The sequence below is a fragment of the Clostridium sp. Marseille-P3244 genome, from assembly GCF_900120155.1.
Taxonomy (GTDB): Bacteria; Bacillota; Clostridia; order Lachnospirales; family Lachnospiraceae; genus Mediterraneibacter.
Genome location: NZ_LT635549.1, coordinates 1,163,186 through 1,189,506 on the forward strand (window position 1 = coordinate 1,163,186; position 26,321 = coordinate 1,189,506).

Here is a 26,321-nt window from a genome sequence, read left to right on the forward strand (position 1 = left end):
GGAATGTTAATGTCATGAAAAAGAGCAGAGGTATACTGAGCCTGATCCTGGTGGCGGCATTTATGGCGCTGCTGGGAGTGACTACGATCCGGGGCCTGAATTCCTACGGTATGGGGGCGGCCAGAAACATCAATCTGGGTCTGGATCTGGAAGGAGGAGTCAGCATCACCTACCGGGTGAAAGGCGATACTCCGTCGCAGGAGGACATGGATGATACGGTCTACAAGATGCAGCGCCGCGTGGAACAGTACAGTACGGAGGCGCAGGCATACCAGGAAGGTGACGACCGCATCAACATCGAGATCCCGGGAGTGGAGGATGCCAACGAAATCCTGGAGGAACTGGGACAGCCGGGTTCTCTGTACTTTATCAAACATTATGACAGTGACGGAAATGAAAACTATACACTGGGCTCTGACGGATATGTGCTGAATAAGACGATAGAGGAGCTGCAGGAGAGTGATTCTATTGTTCTGACCGGTTCAGAAGTGGAGAATGCGTCCGCGGGCGCCACGACAGCCCAGCAGACAGAGAAGACAGAGTATGTTGTGGAGCTGACCCTCAATGACGAAGGGACAGAAGCCTTTGCGGCGGCTACACAGGAAGCGGTGGAAGCGGGAAATGACAGCATTGCCATTTACTATGACGGGGATCTCATCAGTGTGCCCAACGTAGAAGAGGCGATCAGCGATGGCAGGGCCCAGATATCCAGTTCTGATATGACCTATGAAGAGGCCTCCAATATCGCGTCTACTATTCGTATCGGCGGTCTCAATGTGGAACTGGAAGAAATCAGCTCGAAAGTAGTCGGAGCTCAGCTGGGAGAGGAAGCTATCAGCACCAGTCTTATGGCCGGAGCCATCGGGCTCGCGCTTGTGTGCGTATTCATGTGCTTCGTCTACCTGCTTCCCGGATTTGCTTCCAGCATAGCTTTAGTATTCTATACAGGCCTGATCCTTGTGCTGCTGAATGCTTATGATATCACTCTGACCTTGCCGGGTATCGCCGGTATCATCCTGGGTATCGGGATGGCGGTAGACGCCAATGTCATCATATTCGCCCGGGTAAGAGAAGAACTGTCCGCCGGGGCATCAGTGCAGGCATCCCTGAAGGCAGGGTTCCACAAGGCGATGTCAGCCATCCTGGACGGCAATATTACGACCCTGATCGCGGCGGCAGTGCTGTGGTTCCGGGGCAGCGGCCCGGTCCGCGGCTTTGCCCAGACCCTGGCTCTGGGTATCGTGGTGTCCATGTTCACGGCTCTTGTGGTGACCAGACTGGTCATCTATTCCTTCTATGCGATCGGGATCCGGAATCCAAAAGTATACGGCAAGATCCGGCCTCAGAGGAGGCCCATCGATTTCCTCGGGAAGAGAAGGGTATTCTTTATCATTTCCATTATTGCCTGCCTCAGCGGCTTTGTGGGGATGGGGATCAACAGTGCCCGCGGCGTCGGGGCCATGAACTACAGCCTGGATTTTGCCGGAGGTTCTACAACTACAGTGACATTTGACAAAGCCTATACTCTGGATGAGATTGACACCGAAATGGTGCCTGATCTGGAAGAAATTACCGGGGACAATAATATCCAGGTACAGACAGTGGAGGGGACAAACCAGGTCGTGTTTAAGACCCAGACACTGGATTTGGAGAAGAGAACGGCGTTTGAGACTTATATGCAGGATGAGTACGGTGTGACAGAAGAGATCACAACGGAAAATATCAGCGCTACGGTAAGCTCCGAGATGAGAACAGACGCGATCGTGGCAGTTATCCTGGCTACTCTGTGTATGCTGCTCTATATCTGGTTTCGGTTTAAAGATATCCGGTTCGCTACCAGCGCGGTGCTGGCTCTCGTACATGATGTGCTGGTAGTTCTGGCCTTTTATGTAATTGCCAGAGTTTCGGTGGGAAATACGTTCATCGCCTGTATGCTCACCATTGTCGGTTACTCCATCAACGCGACCATCGTCATCTTTGACCGGATCCGTGAGGAGCTGAAGGTAAAGGGAGGGACAGAAGACCTGAAAGCACTGGTAAACCGGTGCATTACCCAGACACTTACAAGAAGTATCTATACATCTTTGACAACCTTTATCACGATAGCGGTACTCTATGTAATGGGCGTAAGTTCCATCAAAGAATTCGCCCTTCCCTTGATGGTGGGTATTGTATGCGGAGCTTATTCATCGGTATGTATCACCGGGGCGCTCTGGTATGTGATGAAGACAAAAGGCCGGAAGGAAGCTGCCACTGTGGATGCAGCCCCAGCCCGTATCCCGTCCGACGCTGTAAAGGAGAAGGTGGAAGAACAGTCTGAGCCGTCTGACCAGAATGCCCGGGGAGGACAGACGAAAGGAAAGGAACGTGGCGGAAAGCGTTATACAAAGAATGTAAAAAAGAACAGCTGATACAAATCTCCTTCAACAGAGAGAGAAGAGACGATAAAATGGGCGCCCGTACCGGGAACGGTACGGGCGCTCTGTCTGCATCATCTTTACTTTTGCCGGGATTGATGGTATACATAAAAGATATAGGAGGAACACGAGATGGAACGATGGTATATCACCATGAAAAAGGCGGATTTCAACGCAATCGCGGAAACATATCACATATCTCCGATCCTGGCCCGTCTGATCCGCAACCGGGACATCATCGGCAATGAAGCTGTAGATTTTTATCTGAACGGGACGATCGCTGATCTGTATGACGGGATGCTCATGAAGGATATGGACCGGGCTGTGGAGATCCTGTCCGAGAAGATACGGGAAGAAAAAAGGATCCGTGTTATCGGAGATTATGATATCGACGGAGTTAACGCCACCTATATCCTCCAGGAAGGGCTCTCCGGTCTGGGAGCGGATGTGGATACAGATATTCCGGATCGGATAAAGGATGGATACGGCCTGAACCGGGCTCTGATCGACCGGGCCATCGATGACGGCATTGATACAATCATTACCTGCGATAATGGGATCGCGGCCACAGATGAGATCGCCTATGGGAAGGCCCACGGACTGACCATCATCGTCACAGATCATCACGAAGTCCCCTATATTGATATGGACGGAGAAAAAGAATATCTGATCCCTCAGGCGGACGCGGTGGTGGATGTCCACAGGCCTGACTGCGGATATCCTTTCAAAGGGCTGTGCGGGGCAGCTGTGGCGTACAAGCTGGTGGAAGCGCTCTTTAATGTAATGCAGCGGGATCCGGAGGATGTGGACTACCTTATGGAAAATGTAGCCATTGCCACAGTAGGTGATGTAATGGATCTGACAGGGGAGAACCGGATCTTTGTAAAACAGGGTCTGGAGATGCTCAAACGGACCCAGAATCCAGGTCTGCAGGCGCTTATAGAATGTACCGGAATCGATGTGGAGCGGCTGAACGCCTATCACATCGGATTCATCCTGGGCCCGTGCATCAATGCCAGCGGCCGGCTTGATACGGCAAAGCGGGCTTTGGAGCTGCTGAATGCCCGGACGCGGCGGGACGCGGTGATGCTGGCGGAGGATCTGAAAGCGCTCAATGACAGCCGGAAAGAGATGACAGAGCGCGGCGTGGCCAAGGCCGTGGAGCTGATCGAGACTACGTCTCTGAAGGATGACCGGGTGCTGGTCATTTATCTTCCGGACTGCCATGAGAGTATCGCGGGTATCATCGCGGGCAGGATCCGGGAGAGATACTATCGTCCGGTCTTTGTTCTTACGAAGGCAGAAGAAGGCGTAAAGGGATCCGGACGGTCCATCGAGGCCTATGACATGTTCGGGCAGATGTGCAGATGCAGGGCGCTGTTCACAAAGTTCGGAGGCCACAGGCTGGCAGCAGGCCTGTCTCTGGAAGAGGAAAATGTCCGGCGTTTCCGGGAAACCATCAATGCGCTCTGTGACCTGACGGAGGAAGACCTTCAGGAGAAAGTGTCCATCGATATGCGGCTCCCGTTTCCCTACATCACAGAAGAACTGATCCGGGAACTGGAACTTCTGGAACCCTTTGGGAAAGGAAATCCCAGGCCACTGTTCGCGGAGCGGAATCTGCGGGTGATCTGTCCGCAGATCTTCGGAAAGAACCGGAACGTCCTGAAATGCAGGCTGGAGGATGAACAGGGCAGCCAGATGGAAGCGGTATATTTCGGAGATGTGGAAACCTGTCTGAAGGCTATGAAGGAAAAGAAGATCATGTCCTTTACATATTATCCCTCCATCAATGAATATATGGGACAAAGAACGCTGCAGCTGACCATTGTGAATTATCAGTGAGGAACATGGCAGAAAGACAGGAGGTATAACATATATGGAGAAAAACGAGCGGTGGCTTCAGTGGGCGGTGGAGCTTCAGAGCATCGCCCAGGCCGGGTTGTTTTATGTAAAGGATGATTTTGACCGGGAGCGGTTTCAGAGGATCCGGGACATCGCAGCGGAGATGCTCGCGTATAAAACAGAGATCCCTCTGGATAAGGTGAAGGATCTGTTCTGCTGTGAGATCGGATATCAGACGCCGAAGATTGATACCAGAGCCGCGATCTTTCAGGAGGATAAGATCCTGCTTGTGAAAGAGAAAAACGGGAAATGGTCGCTTCCCGGCGGCTGGGTGGATGTGGATCTGTCGGTAAAGGAAAATGTCATCAAGGAGGTCCGGGAAGAGGCAGGGCTAAAAGTATCTGCTGACCGGGTGATCGCGGTGGAGGACAGAGAAAAGCACAATCAGCCGGTGTATGCTTATAAAGTGTGCAAGATCTTTGTTCTCTGTACTGTTCTGGGAGGATCCTTTCAGGAAAATACAGAAACTGTAGAAAGCCGGTATTTTGGACTGGAGGAACTGCCGGAGCTGTCGGAGGAGAAAAATAACCGGGAACAGATCGAGATGTGTTTTGAGGCATACCGGAGCGAGAACTGGGAGCCGTTTTTTGACTGACAGACAGTTCAGACGGCGAAATTTTGGGAAGAAGGAGAGACAGCATGAAACTTGCGGTTATTTTTCCGGGTATCGGGTATCACACAGACAAACCCCTTCTGTATTATGGGAAAAAGCTGGCAAAGTCCCACGGGTATGAGATCGTGGAAGCAGCCTACGGCAATTTCCCGAAAGGAGTCAAAGGTTCCAGAGAAAAAATGGAGTCATCCTTTTTCAGCGCCCTTGAGCAGACAGAGGAACTGCTCAAGGACGTTGAGTTTTCAGAATATGAAGAGATTCTCTTTATCTCGAAGAGTGTGGGAACCGCTGTGGCTTCTGCCTATGCGGGAAAGCACGGGATTAAAACAAGGAATGTATATTACACGCCGGTGGCGGCATCCTTTCAGTTTATGAAACAGCCGGGGATCGTCTTTCACGGCACGTCGGATTCCTGGGTTGCGACAGAAGAAGTCCGGGAAGGATGCCGGAAGGGAGGATTCCCCCTGTACCTGACCGAAGGGGCGGATCACTCTATGGAGACAGGGGACGTCCGGAAGGATCTGGAGAACCTGGAAGAGATCATGAGGATCACGGATGCCTATATCGGGCGGCATGTATGAATGAAAAAGGAGAATGACAGATGGAATACCGTATCAATCAGAGGACAAAGGACAGGATCAGTGTGATCGGCATCGGTTCCAGCTATCTGTCTGACGCGACGGAGTCGGAAGCGGTGCAGGCGCTGGAACTGGCTTATGAAAAAGGAGTCAACTATATCGATATGGCCGCGGGGGGCTGCAGAATGTTTCGGCTATTATGGAAAAGTGTTTGAAAAAGTGCGCAGGGATATGCTCTACCAGATCCACTTCGGAGCGGACTACTCTACCGGGAAATATGGATGGAGCCTGGATCCGGACCGCGTGAAGCGCTCGGTGGACTGGCAGCTGGGACAGCTCAGGACGGATTATATTGACTATGGGTTTATTCACTGTATGGACGAAGAAGGAGACTGGAAGACGTACCGGAAAAACGGCGTGCTGGATAAGCTGCTCCGGCTGAAAGAAGAAGGAGTTGTGCGTCATATCGGTCTGTCTTCCCACACGCCCCGGCTTGTCAACCGGGTACTGGATGAAGGGATCGTGGATATGCTGATGTTTTCCATCAATCCCGGCTATGACTATCAGGAGGGGGAATATGCCAACGGAAGTGTAAATGAGCGGGACTATTCCGTGATCGGGACATTTGCTCCCGCTGACGCCGCCGGGAAATGTGTGTACTGCAGCCACTGTGACAGCCGCTGCCCGTTCGGGGTGGAACAGTCAAAGCGGATGGAGCAGATCGCCGGATATTTTGGGTGTTAGATGCTCAGGACAGCCGCAGAAATTCTTCAATCTGTCCCGCGATGATCTGCATCAGCCGCTGTCTGGACTCGACGGCGGCCCATGCAATGTGAGGCGTGATGAGCAGCCGGTCCTTATCCTTTACCGACAGGAAGGGGCTGTCCGCCGCCATTGGCTCCAAGTCCAGTACATCCAGGCCGGCCGCCTGGATCTCTCCGGCATTGAGAGCTTCCGCCAGATCTGCTTCCCGGACGATGGGGCCTCTGCCCAGATTGAGAAGGATCGCTTGCGGCTTCATCTTCCGGAAAGCCTCCATGTTCATGATCCCCTGTGTATATTCATTGAGGGGCGCGTGGATGGAGAGAATGTCAGATCTTGACAGAAGAGTGTCAAAATCTGTCTGGGTATAACCCTTCTGGGCCGGCGCCCCTGACGCGGAATAGTAGATAACTTCTGCGCCGAAGGCAGTGGCAATATCCGCAACTCTCCGGCCGATGGCCCCAAGTCCCAGGATGCCCCAGGTCATGCCCTTAAGTTCGTGGAATGTCCTTGCGAAGTGGGTGAAGATCCGGTCATTGATATACCGGCCGTCTCTTGTATAATCGTCATAATACCGGAGGTGCTCCAGAAGATAGAACAGCATGGCAAAGGTGTGCTGGGCCACACATTCTGTAGAATATCCGGCAACATTGCGCCACTGGATCCCCCGTTTCGCCAGGTAGTCCTTGTCCAGGTTGTTGGTGCCTGTGGCCGTGACGCAGACCAGCTTCAGGCTGCCGGCCGTGGATATGGTGGCTTCATTTACCGGTACTTTATTCACGACAAGTATATCCGCTTCCCTGGCCCGGTCCGGGACTTCTTCCGGGGAGGTGAAGGGATATCTCACCACTTTTCCCAGACGTTCAAACTGAGAATAGTCAATGTCATCGCCCAGTGTTTTGGCGTCTAAAAATACGATTTTCATACGAGCATCTCCTCTGATCTTTTTCTGTTTTTTTATCCGGCCTTTTATCTGTGGACGGATAAAATCCGGATTCAGTATAGCATATTTTTACAGAATTTCGCAGAATTTCTGTATAATTTGTAAAATACAGGGAGAAAAATATTTGAAAATCACGAAAATGATGCTATACTTAAACACATCGGGATGCCCACTGCTGCAGGCGGCATCCCTTTCACGTAAAAAGGTTTTTATACATAGGATACAATGTCAGCAAAGCCGGCATGTGCTCTGTATTGCCGCTGCGGGCTGCGCTGTGTGACAGAAAGGGGGATCGGTATGGCAGGAACACTGGAATATGAACAGCTGAATAAAAATCTTGAAGTCGTGGACGGCCATGCCGTGAAAGCGCCGGAAGACTATCAGGATCCGGAACAGCTTTACCAGGCTTTGATTGCCCGGGTCAGAAAATACCATCCGTCGGCGGATATCTCCATGATCGAGAAGGCATACAATCTGGGAAAAGAGGCCCACAAAGATCAGGTAAGAAAATCCGGGGAACCATATATCATCCATCCTCTCTGGGTGGGGATCATTCTGGTGGATCTTGAAATGGATAAAGAGACCATCGTAGCGGGAATGCTCCACGACGCGGTGGAGGATACCGAGATGACGCTGGATGACGTCACCAGAGAATTCGGGGAAGAGGTCGCCCTCCTGGTAGACGGCGTCACCAAGCTGGGACAGCTCAGCTATTCTCAGGATAAGCTGGAGGTGCAGGCAGAGAATCTGCGAAAGATGTTCCTGGCTATGGCAAAGGATATCCGGGTCATCATCATCAAGCTGGCAGACCGGCTCCACAACATGCGCACACTGGAGTTCATGACTCCGGAGAAGCAGCAGGAGAAGGCCCGGGAAACGATGGATATTTATGCCCCTATTGCCCAGAGGCTCGGTATTTCCAAGATCAAGACGGAACTTGACGATCTGTCTTTGAAATACTGGAAACCGGATGTGTATTATCAGCTGGTCCGGGATTTAAACGCCCGGAAGACCGAGCGGGAGGAATTCGTCCAGCAGATCGTGGCGGAAGTGTCGGCACACATGAAAAATGCCCATATCAAGGCCAAAGTGTACGGCCGCGTGAAGCATTTTTTCAGTATCTATAAAAAAATGGTAAACCAGAACAAGACACTGGATCAGGTTTATGACCTGTTCGCGGTGCGTATTATCGTGGATTCCGTCAAGGACTGCTACGCGGCGCTGGGCGTGATCCATGAGATGTATACGCCCATTCCGGGGCGCTTCAAAGACTATATCGCCATGCCCAAGCCGAACATGTACCAGTCACTCCACACCACATTGATGGGGCCGTCGGGACAGCCCTTCGAGATCCAGATCCGGACCGAAGAGATGCACAAGACAGCGGAATATGGTATCGCGGCCCACTGGAAGTACAAGGAGGGCGCGGACGCGGCCAAGAGCATGGAGTCTCAGGAGGCCAAGTTAAACTGGCTGCGGCAGATCCTGGAATGGCAGCGGGACATGTCCGATAACCGGGAGTTTTTAAGCCTGCTCAAAGGCGACCTGGATCTGTTCGCGGAGGATGTCTACTGCTTTACGCCCAATGGAGATGTGAAGAACCTGCCCAACGGTTCCACACCGGTGGATTTCGCCTACGCGATCCACAGCGCGGTAGGGAATAAGATGGTGGGCGCCCGGGTCAACGGCAAGCTGGTCAACATTGACTATAAGATACAGAACGGAGACAGGATCGAGATCCTGACTTCCCAGAATTCCAAGGGACCCAGCCGGGACTGGCTGAACATCGTCAAAAGCACCCAGGCGAAGAACAAGATCAATCAGTGGTTCAAAAAGGAATTCAAGGAAGACAATATTATCCGCGGGAAGGAACTGATCGTGTCTTACTGCCGTGGGAAATCCATTAACTTACAGGATATTCTGAAGCCCAGATATCTGCAGATCGTACAGAAGAAATACGGATTCCGGGACTGGGACGCGGTTCTGGCCGCCATCGGGCACGGCGGGCTGAAAGAAGGCCAGGTGGTGAACCGCCTTGTGGAAGAGTATGAGAAGGACCACAAGAAAGAGATCACTGACGAGACGATCCTGGAGAAGATCTCCGAGGCTAACAGTAAGAAAGTCCACATTGCCAAGTCCAAGAGCGGTATCGTGGTAAAAGGCATCAATGATATGGCGGTACGTTTTTCCAAGTGCTGCAATCCGGTCCCAGGCGATGAGATCGTAGGATTCGTTACCCGGGGCAGAGGGATGTCCATCCACCGGACAGACTGTGTAAACATGCTGCATCTGTCCGACGCGGAGCGGGAGCGGCTCATTGACGCGGAGTGGGAGGATTCTGTGGAGACAGAAGGAGGAGGACAGTATCTGGCCGAGCTGAAGATGTATGCCGGCGACCGGCAGGGACTGCTTATGGATATTACCAGGGTGTTTACAGAGGCGAAGATCGATGTGAAGTCTATGAACATCCGCACGAATAAAAGGGGAACCGCGACGATCGACATGGGATTTATCGTACAGGGACGGGAGGAACTTAACAGCGTGATCGAGAAGCTGCGCCAGGTGGAAAGCGTGATCGACATCGAGCGGACAACGGGTTAAATGAGAATATCAGACAGGAGCAGTGGCATGAAGACAGAGAAATTTGTGCTGGGGCCGGTGGGCACCAACTGTTATATCGTGAGAAATGAAGAGTCTGGGGAGTGTTTCCTGGTAGATCCGGCGGCGTGTCCCCCGGAGCTGCCGGGACATATCCGGAGAGAAGGGCTTACAGTGAAGGCGGTTCTCCTGACTCACGGACATTTTGACCATATCATGGGGCTGGACGGATTTTTGAAGGAATTTCCGGTTCCGGTCTATGCGTATGAGACGGAGAAGGCGCTGCTGGAAGACGCAGAGCTGAACGCGTCCCTGTCCATGCTTGGGAAGGCATATACCTTTTCCGGGGCAGAGTATCTTAAGGACGCGCAGTCGCTGGAGATCGCGGGAATGACCATTCAGGTGCTGCACACCCCGGGGCATACCGCCGGATGCTGCTGTTACTATCTGGAAAAGGAGAATGCCCTGTTCAGCGGGGATACGCTGTTCTGCGCCTCTGTGGGGCGCACGGATCTTCCCACAGGGGACGGTGCTCAGATCGTCCGGTCCATCCGGGAGAAGTTGTTTGTGCTTCCGGATGAGACGAAAGTGTATCCGGGACATATGGAAGAGACGACCATCGGATACGAGAAGAAATATAACCCCTTTGTGTAAACCGGGGAGATCAGGTTGGGAGATCATGATTCAGATCACATGCAAAAGGAATAAGTTTACTTACAATGTATACCATATTACGAAAGCGTTTTTTCCGGCCGAGGAAATCCAGCAGAAGGTAGATGAGAAGCAAGAACCTCTTGTAGTACTGACACTTCCGGGAGGGTCTTGCTTCTCCCTTGCAGAGGAAGAGCTGGCAGAGAGCGGGAATCCCGCGTTTTCCGGATTCGGGACGCTGACTTTGGAGGAACGGGCCCAGGAGGAGAAACGGGAAGTGACCCGACGGGTTTACCGGTTTCTTTCAGAAGCAGCAGGCCGGGGCCTGGCCTGGGGCACGCTCACCGGCGTCAGGCCGACCAAGCTGGCTACACGGATGCTGGAACAGGGAAAGAGCAAAAAAGAGATCACACAGTTCCTTCAGGAGGAATATTTTGTCAGCGAAGAGAAGGCGGAACTCAGCTATGCGGTAGCGCTGAGAGAAAACGCGCTTCTCTCCCGGATGAATCCCCGGGGCGGATTCAGTCTCTATGTGGGGATCCCTTTCTGCCCGAGTGTATGTTCTTACTGCTCCTTCAGCTCCTCCCCGATTGATCAGTGGAGGGACCAGGTGGATGCCTATCTGGACGCACTGGTGAGGGAGCTGGAGGAACTGGGGAGGCTGGCAGCCGGCTGGGGGCCGGATGCGGTCTACATCGGCGGCGGCACTCCTACGGTCCTTGAGCCGGAACAGATCCGGCGGGTGCTGGAGGCGGTGACCGGCAGTTTTGACCTTAGAAGCACACTGGAATTTACCGTGGAAGCAGGCCGGCCGGACAGCATTACAGAGGAGAAGCTGGCGGTTCTGAAAGAATTTCCAGTGACGAGGATCTCCATCAATCCCCAGACCATGCAGCAGAAAACGCTGGATCTGGTAGGACGCCGTCATACGCCAGACGACGTAAGAGAGGCATTTGCTCTTGCCCGGAGCCTGGGATTTGACAATATCAATATGGATCTGATCGCCGGACTTCCCGGGGAGACGGTGGCGGACATGCAGGATACACTGCGGCAGATCGAAGCCATGAGGCCGGACAGCCTGACGGTCCATTCCCTTGCCATCAAGCGTGCCGCCCGGTTCGGACAGGAAGGGCGGACCATGGATCTGCACACCGACATCTCAAGGATGGTGGACGACGCGGCGGACAGCGCCGCGCGGATGGGACTGGCGCCGTATTACCTGTACCGGCAGAAGAATATCGCCGGGAATTTTGAGAATGTGGGCTACGCGGAACTTGACAAAGCGGGAATATACAATATACTGATTATGGAAGAAAAGCAGACGATCCTCGGGGCAGGCGCAGGCGCGTCCACGAAGATCCTGCTGAAAGATCCTGTCCGGACAGAACAGGGGAAGCAGATCGACATTGTCCATGTGGAAAATGTGAAGAATATTCTGGAGTATATCAGCCGGGTGGACGAAATGACAGAGCGGAAGCACCGCGCCGGATTCCCGGCATGTCTTGGAAACACGGCGGAAGAGATGAGAGGAGAACAGTTATGGCACTGAAAAAGAAGCCGGTCACCGGCATGAAGGATATGATGCCCGCTGAAATGGAGATCCGGGATTATGTCATCGGACTGATCAAAGAGACCTACAAGTCTTTCGGATTCTGTTCCATTGAAACTCCCTGTGTGGAGCATATTGAGAATCTCTGCAGCAAGCAGGGCGGGGACAACGAGAAGCTGATCTTCAAGATCTTAAAGCGGGGAGAGAAGCTGAAGATCGATCAGGCCCGGGAGGAGGCAGATCTGGTGGACGGAGGTCTGCGCTATGACCTGACAGTTCCACTCTCCCGTTATTACGCCAATCATGCCAATGAGCTTCCCTCTCCGTTCAAGGCGCTGCAGATGGGAAATGTATGGCGCGCGGACCGGCCTCAGAGAGGGCGTTTCCGTCAGTTCATGCAGTGTGACATCGACATTCTGGGTGAACCCTCCAATCTGGCAGAGATCGAGCTGATCCTGGCCACCACATCCCTTCTGGGAAAACTGGATTTTCAGAACTTTACCATCCGCATCAATGACCGGCGGATCCTGAAGGCAATGGCGGCTTTCAGCGGTTTTCAAGAGGAAGATTACGACAGCGTGTTCATCACCCTGGACAAGATGGACAAGATCGGTATGGACGGCGTGGCGGCAGAGTTAAAGGAGAACGGCTATGCGGAAAAATCGGTGGAAACGTATCTGGAGCTTTTTCAGGAGATCACGGACGATGTGGCGGGCGTGCGCCTGTGTAAAGAGAAACTGGAGGGCTTTCTCGCGCCTGAGGCGGCGGATTCACTGGAAATGATCATCTCCTGTGTGGAGCAGGAAAAAGAGGCAGAGTTCCGGATGAGTTTTGATCCCACGCTTGTGCGCGGCATGTCCTATTATACGGGGACCATCTTTGAGATCTCCATGGATGAGTTCGGCGGCAGTGTAGGCGGCGGCGGACGCTACGACCGGATGATCGGGAAGTTTACCGGACAGGACACCCCTGCGGTAGGATTTTCCATCGGCTTCGAGCGTATCGTGATGCTCCTTCTTGAGCGGGGCTATCAGGTGCCCACAAGCAGGCCGAAGAGAGCCTTCCTGCTGGAAAAGAAACTCTCCCGGGATAAGCTGCTTTCCGTGCTGGAAGAAGCGCGCAGGGAGCGTGCGTCCGGCAATCAGGTCATGATCGTGAATATGAAAAAGAACAAGAAGTTCCAGAAGGAACAGCTTGCGGAACAGGGATATACAGAGATTACGGAGGTGTACAATGGCTGAATCAATGCAGGGCCTGAAACGGACCCACCGCTGCGGGGAACTCTCGGCGGCGGATATCGGCAGGAACGTGACCATCATGGGATGGGTACAGAAGAACAGAAATAAGGGAGGTCTGGTGTTTACGGACGTACGCGACCGCTCCGGGATCATACAGGTCGTGTGTGAGGAAGGAAAGACCGATCCGGCTCTTCTGGAAAAAGCGGCGTCCCTGCGCTCAGAGTATACCGTGGCAGTGACAGGAGAAGTGTGCAGGCGTTCCGGGGCGGTCAATGACAAGATCGCCACAGGAGAGATCGAGATCATCCCGACTGGACTGCGCGTTCTTTCTGAGGCGCTGACGCCTCCCTTCCCCATTGAGGAGAATTCCAGGACGAAAGAGGAAGTGCGTCTGAAATACCGCTATCTGGATCTGAGGAGACCGGATCTTCAGCGCAATCTTATGCTGAAAAGCCAGGTCATGACGCTGACCCGCCAGTTCTTTTCTGAGGAAGGCTTCCTTGAAATCGAGACTCCGATGCTGGGCAAGACGACCCCGGAGGGAGCGAGAGATTATCTGGTGCCCAGCCGTGTGCATCCCGGGTGCTTCTACGGGCTGCCCCAGTCTCCGCAGCTCTACAAGCAGCTGCTGATGTGTTCCGGATTTGACCGCTATATCCAGATCGCCAGATGTTTCCGCGATGAGGACTTAAGAGCGGACCGCCAGCCGGAATTCACACAGATCGATATGGAGCTGTCTTTTGTGGATGTGGATGACGTGATTGACGTTAATGAGAGATACCTTGCAAAGCTTTTCAAAGAGGTGCTGGACGTGGATGTACAGCTTCCGATCCAGCGTATGACATGGCAGGAGGCCATGGACCGTTTCGGTTCCGACAAGCCGGATCTGCGTTTTGGAATGGAACTTACTGATGTGACAGATACAGTAAAAGGCTGCGGGTTCGGAGTCTTTACAGGCGCCATTGAAAATGGCGGAACTGTGCGCGGCATTAACGCCAAAGGCCAGGGCTCCATGCCCAGGAAAAAGATCGATAAGCTGACCGCTTTCGTAAAAGATTACGGCGCAAAAGGACTTGCCTATATCGCCCTTCAGGAGGACGGCACGGTGAAGTCATCCTTTGCCAAGTTCATGAGCGAGGAGGGGATGTCCGCGCTGATCAGCGCTATGGACGGGCAGCCGGGAGACCTGCTTCTCTTTGCGGCTGACAAGAATAAAGTGGTATGGGATTCTCTGGGAGCGCTCCGCGTGGAGCTGGCAAAAGAGCTGGATCTTTTAGATAAAAATGAATTCCGTTTTGTGTGGATCACAGAGTTCCCGCAGTTTGAGTGGAGTGAGGAGCAGGGACGTTATCTCGCGATGCATCATCCGTTTACCATGCCCATGGAAGAGGATCTGCCTCTTCTCGAGCAGGGCAGACTCGGGGAGGTGCGCGCGAAAGCCTACGATATCGTGCTCAATGGAAACGAGATCGGCGGCGGAAGTGTCAGGATCCATCAGAACGACATTCAGGAGAAAATGTTCGAGGCGCTCGGATTTACAAAAGAACAGGCACATACTCAGTTCGGATTCCTGCTCGAGGCGTTTAAGTATGGAGTACCGCCCCACGCAGGGCTTGCCTACGGTTTGGACCGCCTTGTCATGCTGATGGCGAAACAGGACAGCATCCGCGACGTGATCGCTTTCCCGAAGATCAAAGACGCGTCCTGTCTGATGACAGAGGCACCTACTCCGGCAGATGAGAAACAGCTGGAAGAACTGGGACTGGAAGTCGCGGCGGAGAAATAGAAAACAGGAGATGGGATGAGTTTTTACTCATCCCATCCTTCATAAAAGCGGATATTTACAGAAATATTTCTGACGATGTCGCCTTCCTCTGTCTCAATATCACTGATATCAGACACATAGGGAAGGTTCGGTTCGTCTTCTTCCAGTTCTACGGTGATCCAGGTCCGTGCTGCCTCATTGGCGTTGTCAATGGCGTCATCCAGTGTGTCACCGGCCGCCTCGCAGCATTCAAGATCCGGGAAAAACGCCCGGTAAGCTCCATCTTCTGTCTTGCGGAATACCGCGGGATATATGAATTTCATAACAGATTCTCCTTGTCTGGCAGCATGGTTCTGTATGCTGCTTTTTTGCGTTTCCCGGGACGGGATCATGTGAAGAAAGTCATTGTCCCGGCAGGATGTAGTATAGTATAAAATTACGAACTTGGCAAGCCGTAGATCCGGTTCCATTCTTCTTCTGTAAGCCGGGGCGAATGCCACTTTCCGCTGATCCCCTCTTTTGTCTCAATCACGTGATTGGACACATACTGGAATCCTCCGTCTTCCAGAGGACGGACGACTAGTTCGCTGGTGATGGCCTGGTCGTCAAATTCTGTGATCCAGACAGCGGCAACCGTCAGTTTCAGAGTGCCGTCCGGCTGTTCCTCCCAGGAGGTGACTTCCGGATAAGGCCCGTACAGACCCTCCGCGTCGTCCAGCCCCCTGGGACGGTACTGATAGGTGCCGCTGTCGGCATGGTATACGGTTTTCGCCCGGATGGTGTCCGGTCCGGCAGAGAGATACGTCTGAAGAACGTCTTCAAACTCCTGCTCCGGGATCTCGTATTCCGAGCCGGTGTACGTGTACGGATATGGCGGGACCGTCCCGTATTTCATCTCGTACATGATATCATACATATCGTAGAAATTAAGGGCTCCGTATCCGTCTGCTTCACTCCAGTCCGTGATCAGCATGTTATTGAGGCTGTAGCCCACAGGAGCCGCGTATTTCCGGGTCAGTTCCCGGCAGTCCCGGCTAAGTGAGATGATCCGGATACCGGTCTCCCTGGGCGGACCGTCAAAGCCGGGCATACGGTACTGAGAGAAAAAGAAATAGCCCCGTTGTGTAAAGCTCCAGTCCTCTGCTGTAAATGCCTCATAATATCCCGCTTTCGGATCGGTGTTCTGGCTGAAGGTGCACCGTTGGACGTCCACCGCGCCATCCTGGGTCTGGAATCGATAGTAGACAAAACTTCCGGCATCCATGACAAGGATCACGTCCGCCTGTCCGGACTCCCCATTTCCGGCTGCCTGGCAGAATGCCTCCATTGGGTCTGAGTTGACCATGTTGATCTGATTCTCTGTGTCAGCGGCGCAGAAGCCGTTTTGCCCAAGGCAGGATACTACTGCCTCTCTGGCTTTCAGTGTGTCCGCAGTGCCGTTTTTCAGAGCCTCTGAAGCGATATCTTCACACAGGCTGCCGGCTTCCAGGGCAGCGGAACAAAGTTCCTCTTCATCGGAGGAAGCTGTCCGGGCCTCCCGGGTGATTTCGGAATTTTCATCCAAAGTATCTACAGAATGCGGCGCGCATCCCGGCAGGAGGAATACGATGCCTGCCAGGATGGCGGCAGATATATTTTTTGAAAGTTTCATTGCCTTCTCCTTGTATGCGGCAGATTGAAGCAAGTCCGCACATACACGATATACCATTTGCCGCCGGATGGCAAGAGGCGGGATTTTCTGTCCACGGAAAGTAGACAGGTACAGGATTTCCGGACACAGGAGACGGAGAAAATCAAAAAGAAATCTTGACAGTCGAAATAAAAGTTATATAATGATAACAACAGAACCCACCACGCCTCTGATTTTCATGCGCAACCCGGTGGGACTTTTCATTTATGGGGGGTGTTTTATGTATCAATATCCAAAACAAATATTAACAATAACACAGCAGGTACAATCATATATTGACGCGGGAATGACAATTACCTGCCGTGAAGAGGTAGAAAAAACATTAAAATCCGTTGGCTTTTATCGCTTACGGGGATATTCGTTTCAGCTATATGATAATGCTGCAAAACAGTATGTTCCAGGGACCAGATTTGAAGATATTTTAAAGCTGTATCAGTTCGATCAGGAATTATCTGTGTTGATTTTTTCAATGATTTCTAAAATTGAAGTGGCTTTGAGAGTACGATTGGTGGAAGCGTTACTTGTACATGGAGATGCGCTGATTTTACAAGATTCTTCAATCTTTAAGGAGAAAAAACTGTATTGGAAGAATGTGTCTGCAATGGCATCAGAAATTGCCCGTTCTAATGATGTGTTTATCAAACACAATTTTGACAATCATGATGGTGAAGTTCCTGTATGGGCAGCGGTAGAAGTTCTTTCTTTTGGGACATTATCAAAGATAATCAAGAATTTGAAAACAGGCATTGGCAGTTCATATTCTATATTGGCAGCTAATTACCGGTATAGATCGAAAAAAGGGAATTTAGTAAATCCATCTCAAAAAATGTTTGCGTCATGGGTACAGGGCGTTTCTGTATTGCGTAATATGTGTGCTCATAATTCCCGTATTTATAATCGGACAATACATACTGCACCGGAAATCCTCGATGTGGATAAAATCACACCTCCGCCGACACATAACGGGTTATATCAAATTTTACTGGCAATGAAATATCTGAGATCATCAGATCAGGAATGGACAATATTTGCAGACGAATTTGATAAACTGATTCAAAAGAATAGCAGCGTAATCTGTCCTACAGCAATGAATTTGCCGACAGACTGGAAAGTGCATTTAAGTGTTTAAAATCGATTATACTGAATATAGTAATAAAGCAGACCTGACCAAGCATTTATGCTCAAACCGGTTAGGCTTTCGGCGGAGTGCTGCGATAAGCACTTCGCCATTTTTAAAAACAAAAATAAAAAAATTATAAAAAATTTATTGACAAAAGATAAATACAGTGATAAAGTAAACGCCAGAAGACGAAGATGTTTTCCATCGCGGAAGCATCTTCGTCTTTTTGTTTTTCTCTGGAGGAGGCATAGAAATAAAGCAGACTGGGAGGGATATTATGGATTATACAATGATCATCGATACTTTTTGGGTTTTGCTGGCAGCGATCCTTGTTTTCTGGATGAACCTCGGATTCGCGGCGGTAGAGTCAGGATTCGCGCGGGCGAAGAATACGGTAAACATCCTGTCCAAGAACTTTATTGTTTTTGCCGTGTCATCTCTTGGCTTCATGCTCCTTGGATGGGGCCTGATGTTCGGCGGGGACAATCCGTTCATCGGCACGGAGAACCTGTTTATCCTGGGAGGCGCTGATCTGTCATACTATGCGGATACGCTCACATCCAACGTACCGTTCTGGGGGAAATTTTTCTTCCAGCTTGTGTTCTGCGGTACAGCCGCAACGATCGTGTCAGGGGCGGTGGCAGAGAGGATCAAATATGTTTCCTTTATCATTTTTTCCTTTGTTCTGACCCTGTTCATCTATCCGGTAGTAGGACACTGGATCTGGGGCGGCGGCTGGCTGGCAGATATCGGATTCATGGATTTCGCGGGAGACACCGTCGTGCATTCCCTGGGCGGCTGGGGGGCCCTGTCGGGAGCGCTCATCCTGGGGCCCCGTATCGGGAAATACGGAAAAGACGGAAAAGCGAAGGCTATCCCGGGACACAATATGTCTCTGGCAGTGATCGGCCTGTTTGTTCTCTGGCTGGGATGGTTCGGGTTCAACCCGGGTTCCACGATGAGTTTCCAGAACCCGTCTGACGTCGTATATATTCTTGTCACCACAAATACATCCGCCATTGCCGCGGTGCTGACTTCCACGATCACATCCTGGATCTGTCTGGGAAAACCGGATCTGGGCATGACCATCAACGGATGTCTTGCCGGACTGGTTGGAATTACCGGCGGCTGTGCATATGTCAGCGTGGAGAGCTCTCTGCTGATCGGCGCCATCGCCGGGATCATCGTGGTATTCGCGGTAGTATTCTTTGACAAGATCAAGATCGACGATCCGGTGGGAGCGACGTCTGTGCATCTGTGCTGCGGTATCTTCGGAACCATCTGTATCGGGCTCTTTGCCCAGGAGGGAGTTACAACTCTTTCCACGAGAAACGGACTGTTCTTCGGCGGTGGATGGAGCCTGCTTGGGACTCAGCTGATCGGAATCCTGGCAGTGGCAGTGTTTGGATTCTGCACGACGGCCATTGTATGGCTGGCGCTTAAGAAGACCGTCGGTATCCGCGTATCCCGGGAGGAAGAACTGCAGGGCCTGGATATCGGCGAGCACGGCAACATCGCGTACCCGGATTTCGCGCCTGCGGCAGAGACATCCGGACTTTCAGACGGCAGGACGCCGCTGGAGATCCCTGCAGCTGCCGGGCATGCTGCTGAGACTGCTGCGGCAGACAGCGCGGCGCCGTCAGCAGGAGCGTCATCATCCACAGGAGCCGCGGCCGGCTCTGCATCGGCGGAAGAGGCGGTTCCGGTGGTCCATCTGGAGCGCCAGGGGCAGAAGATGACGAAAGTTACCGTAGTGACAAATCAGTCCCGGTTCTCAGAGCTTGAAAGCGCCCTGGAGAAGCTGGGCGTGACAGGACTTACGATCACCAATGTATTCGGATACGGCATGCAGAAAGGTCACACCACATATTTCCGCGGAGCTCCGGTAGAGACCAGGCTTCTGCCAAAGGTCAAGATCGATGTGGTCGTATGTAAGATCCCCACGGACACTGTGGTGGATACCGTTCAGAAGGTCCTGTATACAGGCAATGTAGGAGACGGCAAGATTTTCGTCTATGATGTGGAGGACGTGGTGAAGATCCGTACGAACGAGCACGGATACGATGCCCTTCAGGATGAAGAATGATCCGATCCGGAAGGAAGAATAAAAATTAAGAAACATCTCAAATACCAGGGAAAGCACGGCAGGAATCCGATCCGGCCGTGCTTTTTCTGTACACGCGCCGGAATCTTCTATATAATCAGTAGTGAGAAAAGATTTACAAGATAAGAGGAGACAGACATGAAAGGTATACTGATCTTTGCGGGAACGACCGAAGGAAGGAGACTGGCAGAACAGGCATCAAAGCTGAAAGTCCCCTGTTTTGTGAGTGCGGCTACGGAATATGGCGCAAGTATCCTGAAAGATCTGCCGGGGATCACTGTTCTCTCCGGAAGAATGGATCAGGAACAGATCCGGTCGTTTGCGGCGCGGTACCAGATCGGACTGGTGATTGACGCCACTCATCCCTTTGCTGAAGAGGCCACCAGAAATATAGCAGACGCCTGCCGGGAAGAACAGATCCCGTATGTGCGCTGCCTGCGGGAGAGAGAGCCAGAAGAGGAAGCACAGATGCAGGCGGCAGAGAAAAATGGCAGGATCCGTCGGGTCTGTTCTGTAGAAAAAGCGGTGGAATATCTCAAAGAGACCAAAGGCAGTATTCTGATCGCCACAGGGGGGAAAGAGCTGTACCGGTACCGGGAGATCGACGGATGGCAAAAGCGGTGCTATGCCCGCGTCTTATCCACAGAAGAGGCGGTGTGTGAAGCGGCGCGTCTGGGATTCCGGGGAAGGCACCTGATCGCCATGCAGGGGCCCTTTACCGCAGAAATGAACGCGGCGCTCCTCCGTCACACAGAGGCAGAATATTTTGTGACAAAAGAGTCCGGAAAAGAAGGGGGATTTCCGGAGAAACTTCAGGCAGCGCGGCAGACCGGGGCAGAGCTGGTCGTGGTATCCAGACCGGAAGAAGAGGGATGCAGCCTGGAGGAAGTGATGAAAAAGATGGAAGACTATGAAGCAGCAGCTGATCACAGATTATGTCAGGAGTAAAACAGAGGCAGAACCGGCATCCCCGGGATACCATGCTTCCAAAGCATGCTGATTGATGCAGATAAAGTATTTGCAAGCCTGCTGACATTGTGTCAGAATAAGACCGTAAGAAAACTGACATTATGTCAGAAGAAAAAGGAGGGACAGACCATGTCAAGGAGTTCGGAAGAACTGGCCCATGCCCGCAGGGAGGAGATCATCAATGCCTGCGCACGGCTCTATGAAAAAAAGAGCTTCAAGGAGATCACCTTAAAGGAGATCGGAGAGGCCACTTCTTTTACAAGAACTTCCATATACAATTATTTCCAGACAAAGGAAGAAATTTTTCTGGCATTGCTGCAGAGAGAATATCGTTTATGGGATGACAGGCTCCGCCAGATACGGAGTACACGCAGTTCTATGACCCGCACAGAATTTGCGGATACCATAGCCCACTCTCTGGAAGAAAGAAAAAATCTTCTGAAGCTGCTGTCCATGAATCACTATGACCTTGAGGAAAACAGCCGTACAGAGCGGCTGGTGGAATTCAAATTGACCTACAAAGAGACTCTGGAAGAGATCCGGAACTGCCTGGAGCAGTATTTCCCGGATATGACAGAGGCAGCGATACAGGAGTTTATCTTTTCCTTTTTCCCGTTTATGTTCGGTATTTACCCGTATACATTTGTGACGGAGAAACAAAGGACAGCAATGGAGGCGGCAGAGGTAGACTATGTTTATCTGACAGTCTATGACATTACCTTTGCCCATGTAAAGAAACTGCTGGGTGTTTTTTGAAACTGAAAGGAGAGACAGACATGAACAAAATGCTGGTAACTTATTTTTCGGCGAGCGGAGTGACAAGGAAGGCTGCGGAGAAGCTCTCGGAGGCCGCGGGAGCGGACCTGTATGAGATCAGGCCGGCCGTCCCCTATACAGCGGCGGATCTGGACTGGATGGATGCTTCTTCCAGAAGTTCAAAAGAAATGAAAGGCAAAGCGCCGTATCCGGAACTGGCAGATACATCCGCAGATATCGAGAATCGGGACGTGATCGCGGTGTGCTTCCCGATCTGGTGGTATACGGCTCCCACGATCATCAACCGGTTCCTGGAGAGCTATGATTTCTCCGGGAAAAAGATCTTCCTGTTCGCCACTTCAGGGGGCAGCGGATTCGGAAAGACCGCGAAAGATCTGAAGAAGAGCGCTCCGGGCGCGGAGATCGTGGAAGGCAGGATGCTGAACGGAAATCCGACTGTAGAAGAACTGGCGGCGTGGATAGAGAAAGCAAAATAAGGAGGACGTTAACATGTTAGGAAATTTCAGTTATTCAAACCCGACGAAATTATATTTTGGAGAGGATTCTCTTAAGTTTCTCAACGAAGAGCTTCCCAAATACGGAAAGAACATCATGCTCACATACGGCGGGGGCTCCATCAAGAAAAACGGGATCTATGACCAGGTGGTGGAGATCCTGAAAGCCAACGGGAAAAATATTTTTGAAGATCCGGGCGTTATGCCCAACCCGACAGTGCAGAAGCTGTATGAGGGCTGCCGGATCGCGAAGGAGAACAAGGTCGATCTGATCCTTGCGGTAGGCGGCGGATCTACCATCGATTATTCTAAGGCAGTGTCTGTCTCTGCATACTGCGAAGACGATCCGTGGGAGAAATATTACCTGCGTTTTGAGGATGTAGACAATCCGATCATTCCGGTAGGCGCGGTGCTGACCATGGTAGGAACAGGTTCCGAGATGAACGGCGGGGCGGTCATCACGAATCGGGAATCCAAACTGAAGATCGGGCATGTATTTGGCGAGAATGTATTTCCAAAATTCGCCATCCTGAATCCGACGTTCACATTCACACTGCCGGATTATCAGATGAAAGCGGGCTTCTTTGATATCATGAGCCATATACTGGAGCAGTATTTCTCAGGGGAGGATGACAATACATCGGATTACATCTCAGAAGGACTGCTGAGATCCCTGATCCACAGCACACGGATCGCCGTGAAAAATCCACGGGACTATGAGGCCCGGAGCAATATCATGTGGATCGCCACATGGGCGCTCAATACCCTGATCGCGCAGGGAAAGGCCACAGACTGGGAGGTTCATATGCTGGGGCAGGCAGTAGGAGCCCACACAAACGCGACCCACGGTATGACATTGTCGGCAGTATCCATGCCATATTACCGCCATATCATGAAATACGGACTTCAGAAATTCAGAAGGTACGCAGTCAATGTATGGAACGTTGATCCGGAAGGAAAGACTGCCGGGCAGGTAGCGGAAGAAGGACTTGCGGCAATGGAAGACTACATGAAAGAGATCGGGGTCGTTATGAATCTGACAGAACTGGGCGTGACAGAAGACATGATCCCGGGACTTGTGGAGAGTACGCTGATCATGGAAGGCGGCTACAAGGTCCTTACCAAAGACGAGATCGCGGAGATCTTCCGTCAGAGCCTGTAAGATCCGGAAACAAAAACACATTGAAAACTTGCTCCCGCAACTGTATAATAACAGCGGAATACTTCCCGAAGTATAAGAAAAAGCAAACAGTAAAGGAGTAGATGCGCAAATGAGTATCAGAATTGGTATTTTAGGCTATGGAAATCTTGGGAGAGGCGTAGAGTGCGCCGTCCGTCAGAATCCGGATATGGAGCTGGCGGCGGTATTTACACGCAGGTCTCCCGAAAATGTAGATATACTGACCGAAGGAGTTCCTGTATGCCATGTGAAAGACGCGGCAGACTGGCAGGATAAGATCGATGTCATGATCCTCTGCGGCGGAAGCGCCACAGACCTGCCGGAGCAGACCCCGCAGTTCGCGCGGATGTTCAATGTGATCGACAGCTTTGACACCCACGCCAGGATCCCGGAGCACTATGCCAATGTAGACGCGGCTGCCAGAGAAGGGAACAAGGTGGGGATCATCTCTGTAGGCTGGGATCCGGGCATGTTCTCTCTGAACCGGCTGTATGCCAACGCGCTGCTTCCGGAGGGGAAAGACTATACATTCTGGGGCAAGGGCGTAAGCCAGGGACATTCCGACGCCATCCGGAGAGTAGAAGGAGTCAAAGACGCCAAACAGTACACGATCCCGGTAGAGGCCGCTCTGGAAGCTGTTAGAAACGGAGAAAACCCGGATCTGACAACAAGGCAGAAACACACAAGGGAATGCTTTGTAGTTCTTGAAGAAGGAGCGGACGCGGCAAAGGTGGAAGAAGAGATCAAGACGATGCCGAACTACTTCTCCGATTATGACACAACCGTACACTTCATCAGTGAAGAAGAGCTGAAGAGAGACCACAGCGGGATCCCTCACGGAGGATTTGTCCTCCGCAGCGGACATACCGGATGGAACGGGGAGAACAGCCATCTGATCGAGTACAGCCTGAAACTGGACTCCAATCCGGAATTTACCTCCTCCGTTCTGGTGGCATACGCAAGAGCCGCTTACCGGCTGTCACGGGAAGGCGTGTCAGGATGCAGGACAGTGTTCGATATCGCGCCGGCATATCTGAGCGCGAAAGACGGAGAAGAACTGCGCAGAACAATGTTGTAAAATCTGAGTTTGCCGGGAGATGGGTGATACGTCCGGCAGGAACAGAAAATGATATAATCAGAAAAGGACGCCGGGGGAAAGGATCAGCTGCAGCGCCGTTTTAGCCCGCTCTACCTCATCCCCTGGAGTCCTTGTAACAGAAACCGAAGTGATCGTCCAGAGGGACTCCCACTTCGGTTTCTTAACAAGGAGCGCCAGGTGTATTCGGAACGCTCCATGCCGATACACGGCTTCTGCAGCCGTCCCTTTCCCCGGCTGCCCCTCCCGATCAGAACATTCTCTGCCCCTGCGGGCATCATCCCCTCATCCCCCGAACAATCCCAGGATTTAAGGACCCCGTGCAAGGGGAACTCCACTGGAGAAAATAACATTTCAGGGCACCGGACATATGCCATCCGCCTTCTGGTAGATACCTTTCCTGGGGGTGATCGCTGATATAGCCGAGGGCGTTCCCCTTACATACTGCTCATAAATCCTGGGATTGTTGTGGGGATGAATCATGACGCCGGAGGGGATGGATAAAGTGGAGGGTTAGGGAAGAGTGCCGGCTGGAGGGGTCTTTCTGCGGCGCCAGGCAGGTGGACCGGCGACTTTGGAGGAATCCGCGGGAAAAACTTAAGGGACTTTAGTCTCCGCCGTCAGGGAGGCCGATGGGATTGTCTGAGCGAATGCGAGTTGCCCATCGGCCTCCCTTACTTTTAGGCGGAGCTGAAGTCCCTTTATGTTTTCCCGGATTCCGGAACGGAGCAAGGGACACCTGTTCTGTCGCCGCAGAATACGTTTTCCAACGTATTACTCTTTCGGTTCCCTCCGTTTTGCCGATCCCCCCGGCGGCTTCTGAATCCCCCTGGTAAACTCAGATTTCTTACCAGAGGTGGAGAATGTGCTGCATTCCCAGGCTGACCAGTGAGATGCCGATCCAGCAGCAGAAGCCCGTGAAGATCGGTTTTCCTCCTGTTTTGATCAGTTTTACGATATTTGTGTTAAGCCCGATGGCGGCCATGGCCATGACGATCAGGAATTTACTCAGTTCTTTGAGCGGGCCGGTCACCCCTGCGGGAAGATGGAATGCCGTGGTAATTACAGAGGCCAGAACAAAAAACAGAACAAAAAACGGGAAGGACCTTTTCAGACTGAAGGAGGAGCCTTCCATATTTTTTTCTTTTCTTCCGCGACAGACGGCAAGAACCAGTGTGATCGGAATGATGGCAAGGGTTCTTGTCATTTTTACAATTGCGGCGGCCTCCAGCGTATTACTGCCGTGGATGCCGTCCCAGGCCGTGGCGGAGGCTGTGACGGAAGAAGTATCATTGACGGCTGTGCCGGCAAACAGGCCGAACCCTTCATTGCTGAGGCCGAGCGCGGCGCCGAGAGCGGGGAAGATCAGCGCTGCGGCCACATTGAAGAGAAAGATGACAGAGATGGACTGGGCCACCTCCTCATCGGACGCGCCGATCACCGGAGCGGTCGCGGCTATGGCGCTGCCTCCGCATATGGAAGAGCCGACGCCTACCAGAATGGCATTGTTGGGCTGCAGCCGGAGAGCCTTATACAGAAGAAAGGCGATGACCAGGGAAGTTGTGATCGTTGAGAGGATGATGGGAAGAGACTGCCTCCCTTTCGCAAGGATTTCTGTCAGATTCATCCCGAATCCGAGAAATACAACGGCCGCCTGAAGGATCTTTTTGGATGTATAGTTGATCCCGGCAGAGAACGCTTCTCTGTTTCCGGGAAGCAGTGTGACCGTCATGCCGATGAGAATGGCAAATACAGGGCCGCCGATGACGGGGAGCGTCTGACCCAGAAACCATGCCGGGACTGCGATGGCCAGACAGAGGATCAGTCCCTTTCCGTTTGTTTTTATAAAGTCCATGTGCAGAGCCTCCTGAA

22 protein-coding genes are annotated in these 26,321 nt (G+C 52.2%); 18 read left to right on the plus strand and 4 right to left on the minus strand.

Annotation, left to right across the window (positions count from 1 at the left end; all coding sequences use genetic code 11):
* The first annotated feature begins 14 nt into the window (after positions 1–14).
* The 6 genes from BQ7367_RS07285 to BQ7367_RS07310 all read left to right on the plus strand — a co-directional run bounded on the left by BQ7367_RS07285 (position 15) and on the right by BQ7367_RS07310 (position 6,257).
* On the plus strand, positions 15–2,411 hold the full coding sequence (locus BQ7367_RS07285; protein WP_072524835.1) for a protein translocase subunit SecDF: 2,397 nt from the start codon (positions 15–17) through the stop codon (positions 2,409–2,411).
* 138 nt (positions 2,412–2,549) lie between these two features.
* Entirely contained in the window at positions 2,550–4,262 is a 1,713-nt protein-coding gene (gene recJ / locus BQ7367_RS07290) for a single-stranded-DNA-specific exonuclease RecJ (RefSeq protein ID WP_072524836.1), read from the plus strand.
* Between the two features lie 34 nt (positions 4,263–4,296).
* Positions 4,297–4,917: an NUDIX hydrolase N-terminal domain-containing protein gene (locus BQ7367_RS07295; protein ID WP_072524837.1), complete on the plus strand. Its 621-nt coding sequence runs from the start codon at positions 4,297–4,299 to the stop codon at positions 4,915–4,917.
* Positions 4,918–4,961: 44 nt separating this feature from the next.
* Positions 4,962–5,516 (plus strand): hypothetical protein, encoded by a 555-nt coding sequence (locus tag BQ7367_RS07300; protein WP_083588899.1) that lies wholly within the window; start codon positions 4,962–4,964, stop codon positions 5,514–5,516.
* A gap of 20 nt (positions 5,517–5,536) precedes the next feature.
* Complete coding sequence (locus tag BQ7367_RS14810; RefSeq protein WP_072524839.1) at positions 5,537–5,728, plus strand: hypothetical protein; 192 nt, start codon at positions 5,537–5,539, stop codon at positions 5,726–5,728.
* Positions 5,721–6,257, plus strand: a complete 537-nt coding sequence (locus BQ7367_RS07310; RefSeq protein WP_072524840.1) for an aldo/keto reductase — start codon at positions 5,721–5,723, stop codon at positions 6,255–6,257. Before BQ7367_RS14810 ends, BQ7367_RS07310 begins: the two co-directional genes overlap by 8 nt.
* A gap of 4 nt (positions 6,258–6,261) precedes the next feature.
* On the opposite strand, the gene BQ7367_RS07315 is transcribed toward BQ7367_RS07310, so the two are convergent.
* The gene (locus tag BQ7367_RS07315) at positions 6,262–7,200 is read right to left on the minus strand and encodes a D-2-hydroxyacid dehydrogenase (RefSeq protein ID WP_072524841.1); all 939 of its coding nucleotides are present in this window, start codon (positions 7,198–7,200) and stop codon (positions 6,262–6,264) included.
* A gap of 315 nt (positions 7,201–7,515) precedes the next feature.
* Here BQ7367_RS07315 and BQ7367_RS07320 point away from each other — a divergent pair, with 315 nt between their 5' ends.
* From BQ7367_RS07320 to aspS, 5 genes are read left to right on the plus strand one after another with little or no spacing between them, the layout of a single operon-like run.
* Entirely contained in the window at positions 7,516–9,819 is a 2,304-nt protein-coding gene (locus BQ7367_RS07320; protein ID WP_072526130.1) for a RelA/SpoT family protein, read from the plus strand.
* A 27-nt stretch (positions 9,820–9,846) separates the two neighbouring features.
* The gene (locus BQ7367_RS07325; protein ID WP_072524842.1) at positions 9,847–10,470 is read left to right on the plus strand and encodes an MBL fold metallo-hydrolase; all 624 of its coding nucleotides are present in this window, start codon (positions 9,847–9,849) and stop codon (positions 10,468–10,470) included.
* A gap of 25 nt (positions 10,471–10,495) precedes the next feature.
* The gene (gene hemZ / locus BQ7367_RS07330; RefSeq protein ID WP_072524843.1) at positions 10,496–12,016 is read left to right on the plus strand and encodes a coproporphyrinogen dehydrogenase HemZ; all 1,521 of its coding nucleotides are present in this window, start codon (positions 10,496–10,498) and stop codon (positions 12,014–12,016) included.
* Positions 12,007–13,257: a histidine--tRNA ligase gene (gene hisS / locus BQ7367_RS07335; protein ID WP_072524844.1), complete on the plus strand. Its 1,251-nt coding sequence runs from the start codon at positions 12,007–12,009 to the stop codon at positions 13,255–13,257. The genes hemZ and hisS overlap by 10 nt, the downstream gene beginning before the upstream one ends.
* Positions 13,250–15,040: an aspartate--tRNA ligase gene (aspS, locus tag BQ7367_RS07340; RefSeq protein WP_072524845.1), complete on the plus strand. Its 1,791-nt coding sequence runs from the start codon at positions 13,250–13,252 to the stop codon at positions 15,038–15,040. The genes hisS and aspS overlap by 8 nt, the downstream gene beginning before the upstream one ends.
* 23 nt (positions 15,041–15,063) lie before the next feature.
* Here aspS and BQ7367_RS07345 read toward each other — a convergent pair whose 3' ends face one another.
* Together BQ7367_RS07345 and BQ7367_RS07350 are read right to left on the minus strand one after the other, a co-directional pair.
* Positions 15,064–15,342 (minus strand): type II toxin-antitoxin system HicB family antitoxin, encoded by a 279-nt coding sequence (locus tag BQ7367_RS07345; RefSeq protein WP_072524846.1) that lies wholly within the window; start codon positions 15,340–15,342, stop codon positions 15,064–15,066.
* Positions 15,343–15,455: 113 nt separating this feature from the next.
* Positions 15,456–16,670 (minus strand): DUF6070 family protein, encoded by a 1,215-nt coding sequence (locus BQ7367_RS07350; protein ID WP_072524847.1) that lies wholly within the window; start codon positions 16,668–16,670, stop codon positions 15,456–15,458.
* A 259-nt stretch (positions 16,671–16,929) separates the two neighbouring features.
* On the opposite strand from BQ7367_RS07350, the gene BQ7367_RS07355 reads away from it, so the two are divergent.
* The 7 genes from BQ7367_RS07355 (at position 16,930) to BQ7367_RS07385 (ending at position 24,431) form a co-directional block, all read left to right on the plus strand.
* Positions 16,930–17,838, plus strand: coding sequence for an Abi family protein (locus BQ7367_RS07355; RefSeq protein WP_072524848.1), 909 nt, complete (start codon positions 16,930–16,932; stop codon positions 17,836–17,838).
* A 268-nt stretch (positions 17,839–18,106) separates the two neighbouring features.
* Positions 18,107–19,915 (plus strand): ammonium transporter, encoded by a 1,809-nt coding sequence (locus BQ7367_RS07360; RefSeq protein WP_072524849.1) that lies wholly within the window; start codon positions 18,107–18,109, stop codon positions 19,913–19,915.
* Between the two features lie 156 nt (positions 19,916–20,071).
* Positions 20,072–20,881 carry a precorrin-6A reductase gene (gene cobK / locus BQ7367_RS07365; protein WP_072524850.1) on the plus strand — a complete coding sequence of 270 codons (810 nt, stop codon included), beginning with the start codon at positions 20,072–20,074 and terminating at the stop codon, positions 20,879–20,881.
* A 45-nt stretch (positions 20,882–20,926) separates the two neighbouring features.
* Positions 20,927–21,658, plus strand: a complete 732-nt coding sequence (locus BQ7367_RS07370; protein ID WP_235837568.1) for a TetR/AcrR family transcriptional regulator — start codon at positions 20,927–20,929, stop codon at positions 21,656–21,658.
* Positions 21,659–21,678: 20 nt separating this feature from the next.
* Positions 21,679–22,155: a flavodoxin gene (locus BQ7367_RS07375; RefSeq protein WP_072524851.1), complete on the plus strand. Its 477-nt coding sequence runs from the start codon at positions 21,679–21,681 to the stop codon at positions 22,153–22,155.
* 13 nt (positions 22,156–22,168) lie between these two features.
* On the plus strand, positions 22,169–23,335 hold the full coding sequence (locus BQ7367_RS07380) for an iron-containing alcohol dehydrogenase (protein ID WP_072524852.1): 1,167 nt from the start codon (positions 22,169–22,171) through the stop codon (positions 23,333–23,335).
* Between the two features lie 109 nt (positions 23,336–23,444).
* Positions 23,445–24,431 carry a diaminopimelate dehydrogenase gene (locus tag BQ7367_RS07385; protein ID WP_072524853.1) on the plus strand — a complete coding sequence of 329 codons (987 nt, stop codon included), beginning with the start codon at positions 23,445–23,447 and terminating at the stop codon, positions 24,429–24,431.
* An 865-nt stretch (positions 24,432–25,296) separates the two neighbouring features.
* Here the strand turns inward: BQ7367_RS07385 and BQ7367_RS07390 are convergent.
* Complete coding sequence (locus BQ7367_RS07390; RefSeq protein ID WP_072524854.1) at positions 25,297–26,304, minus strand: YeiH family protein; 1,008 nt, start codon at positions 26,302–26,304, stop codon at positions 25,297–25,299.
* Positions 26,305–26,321: the final 17 nt, after the last annotated feature.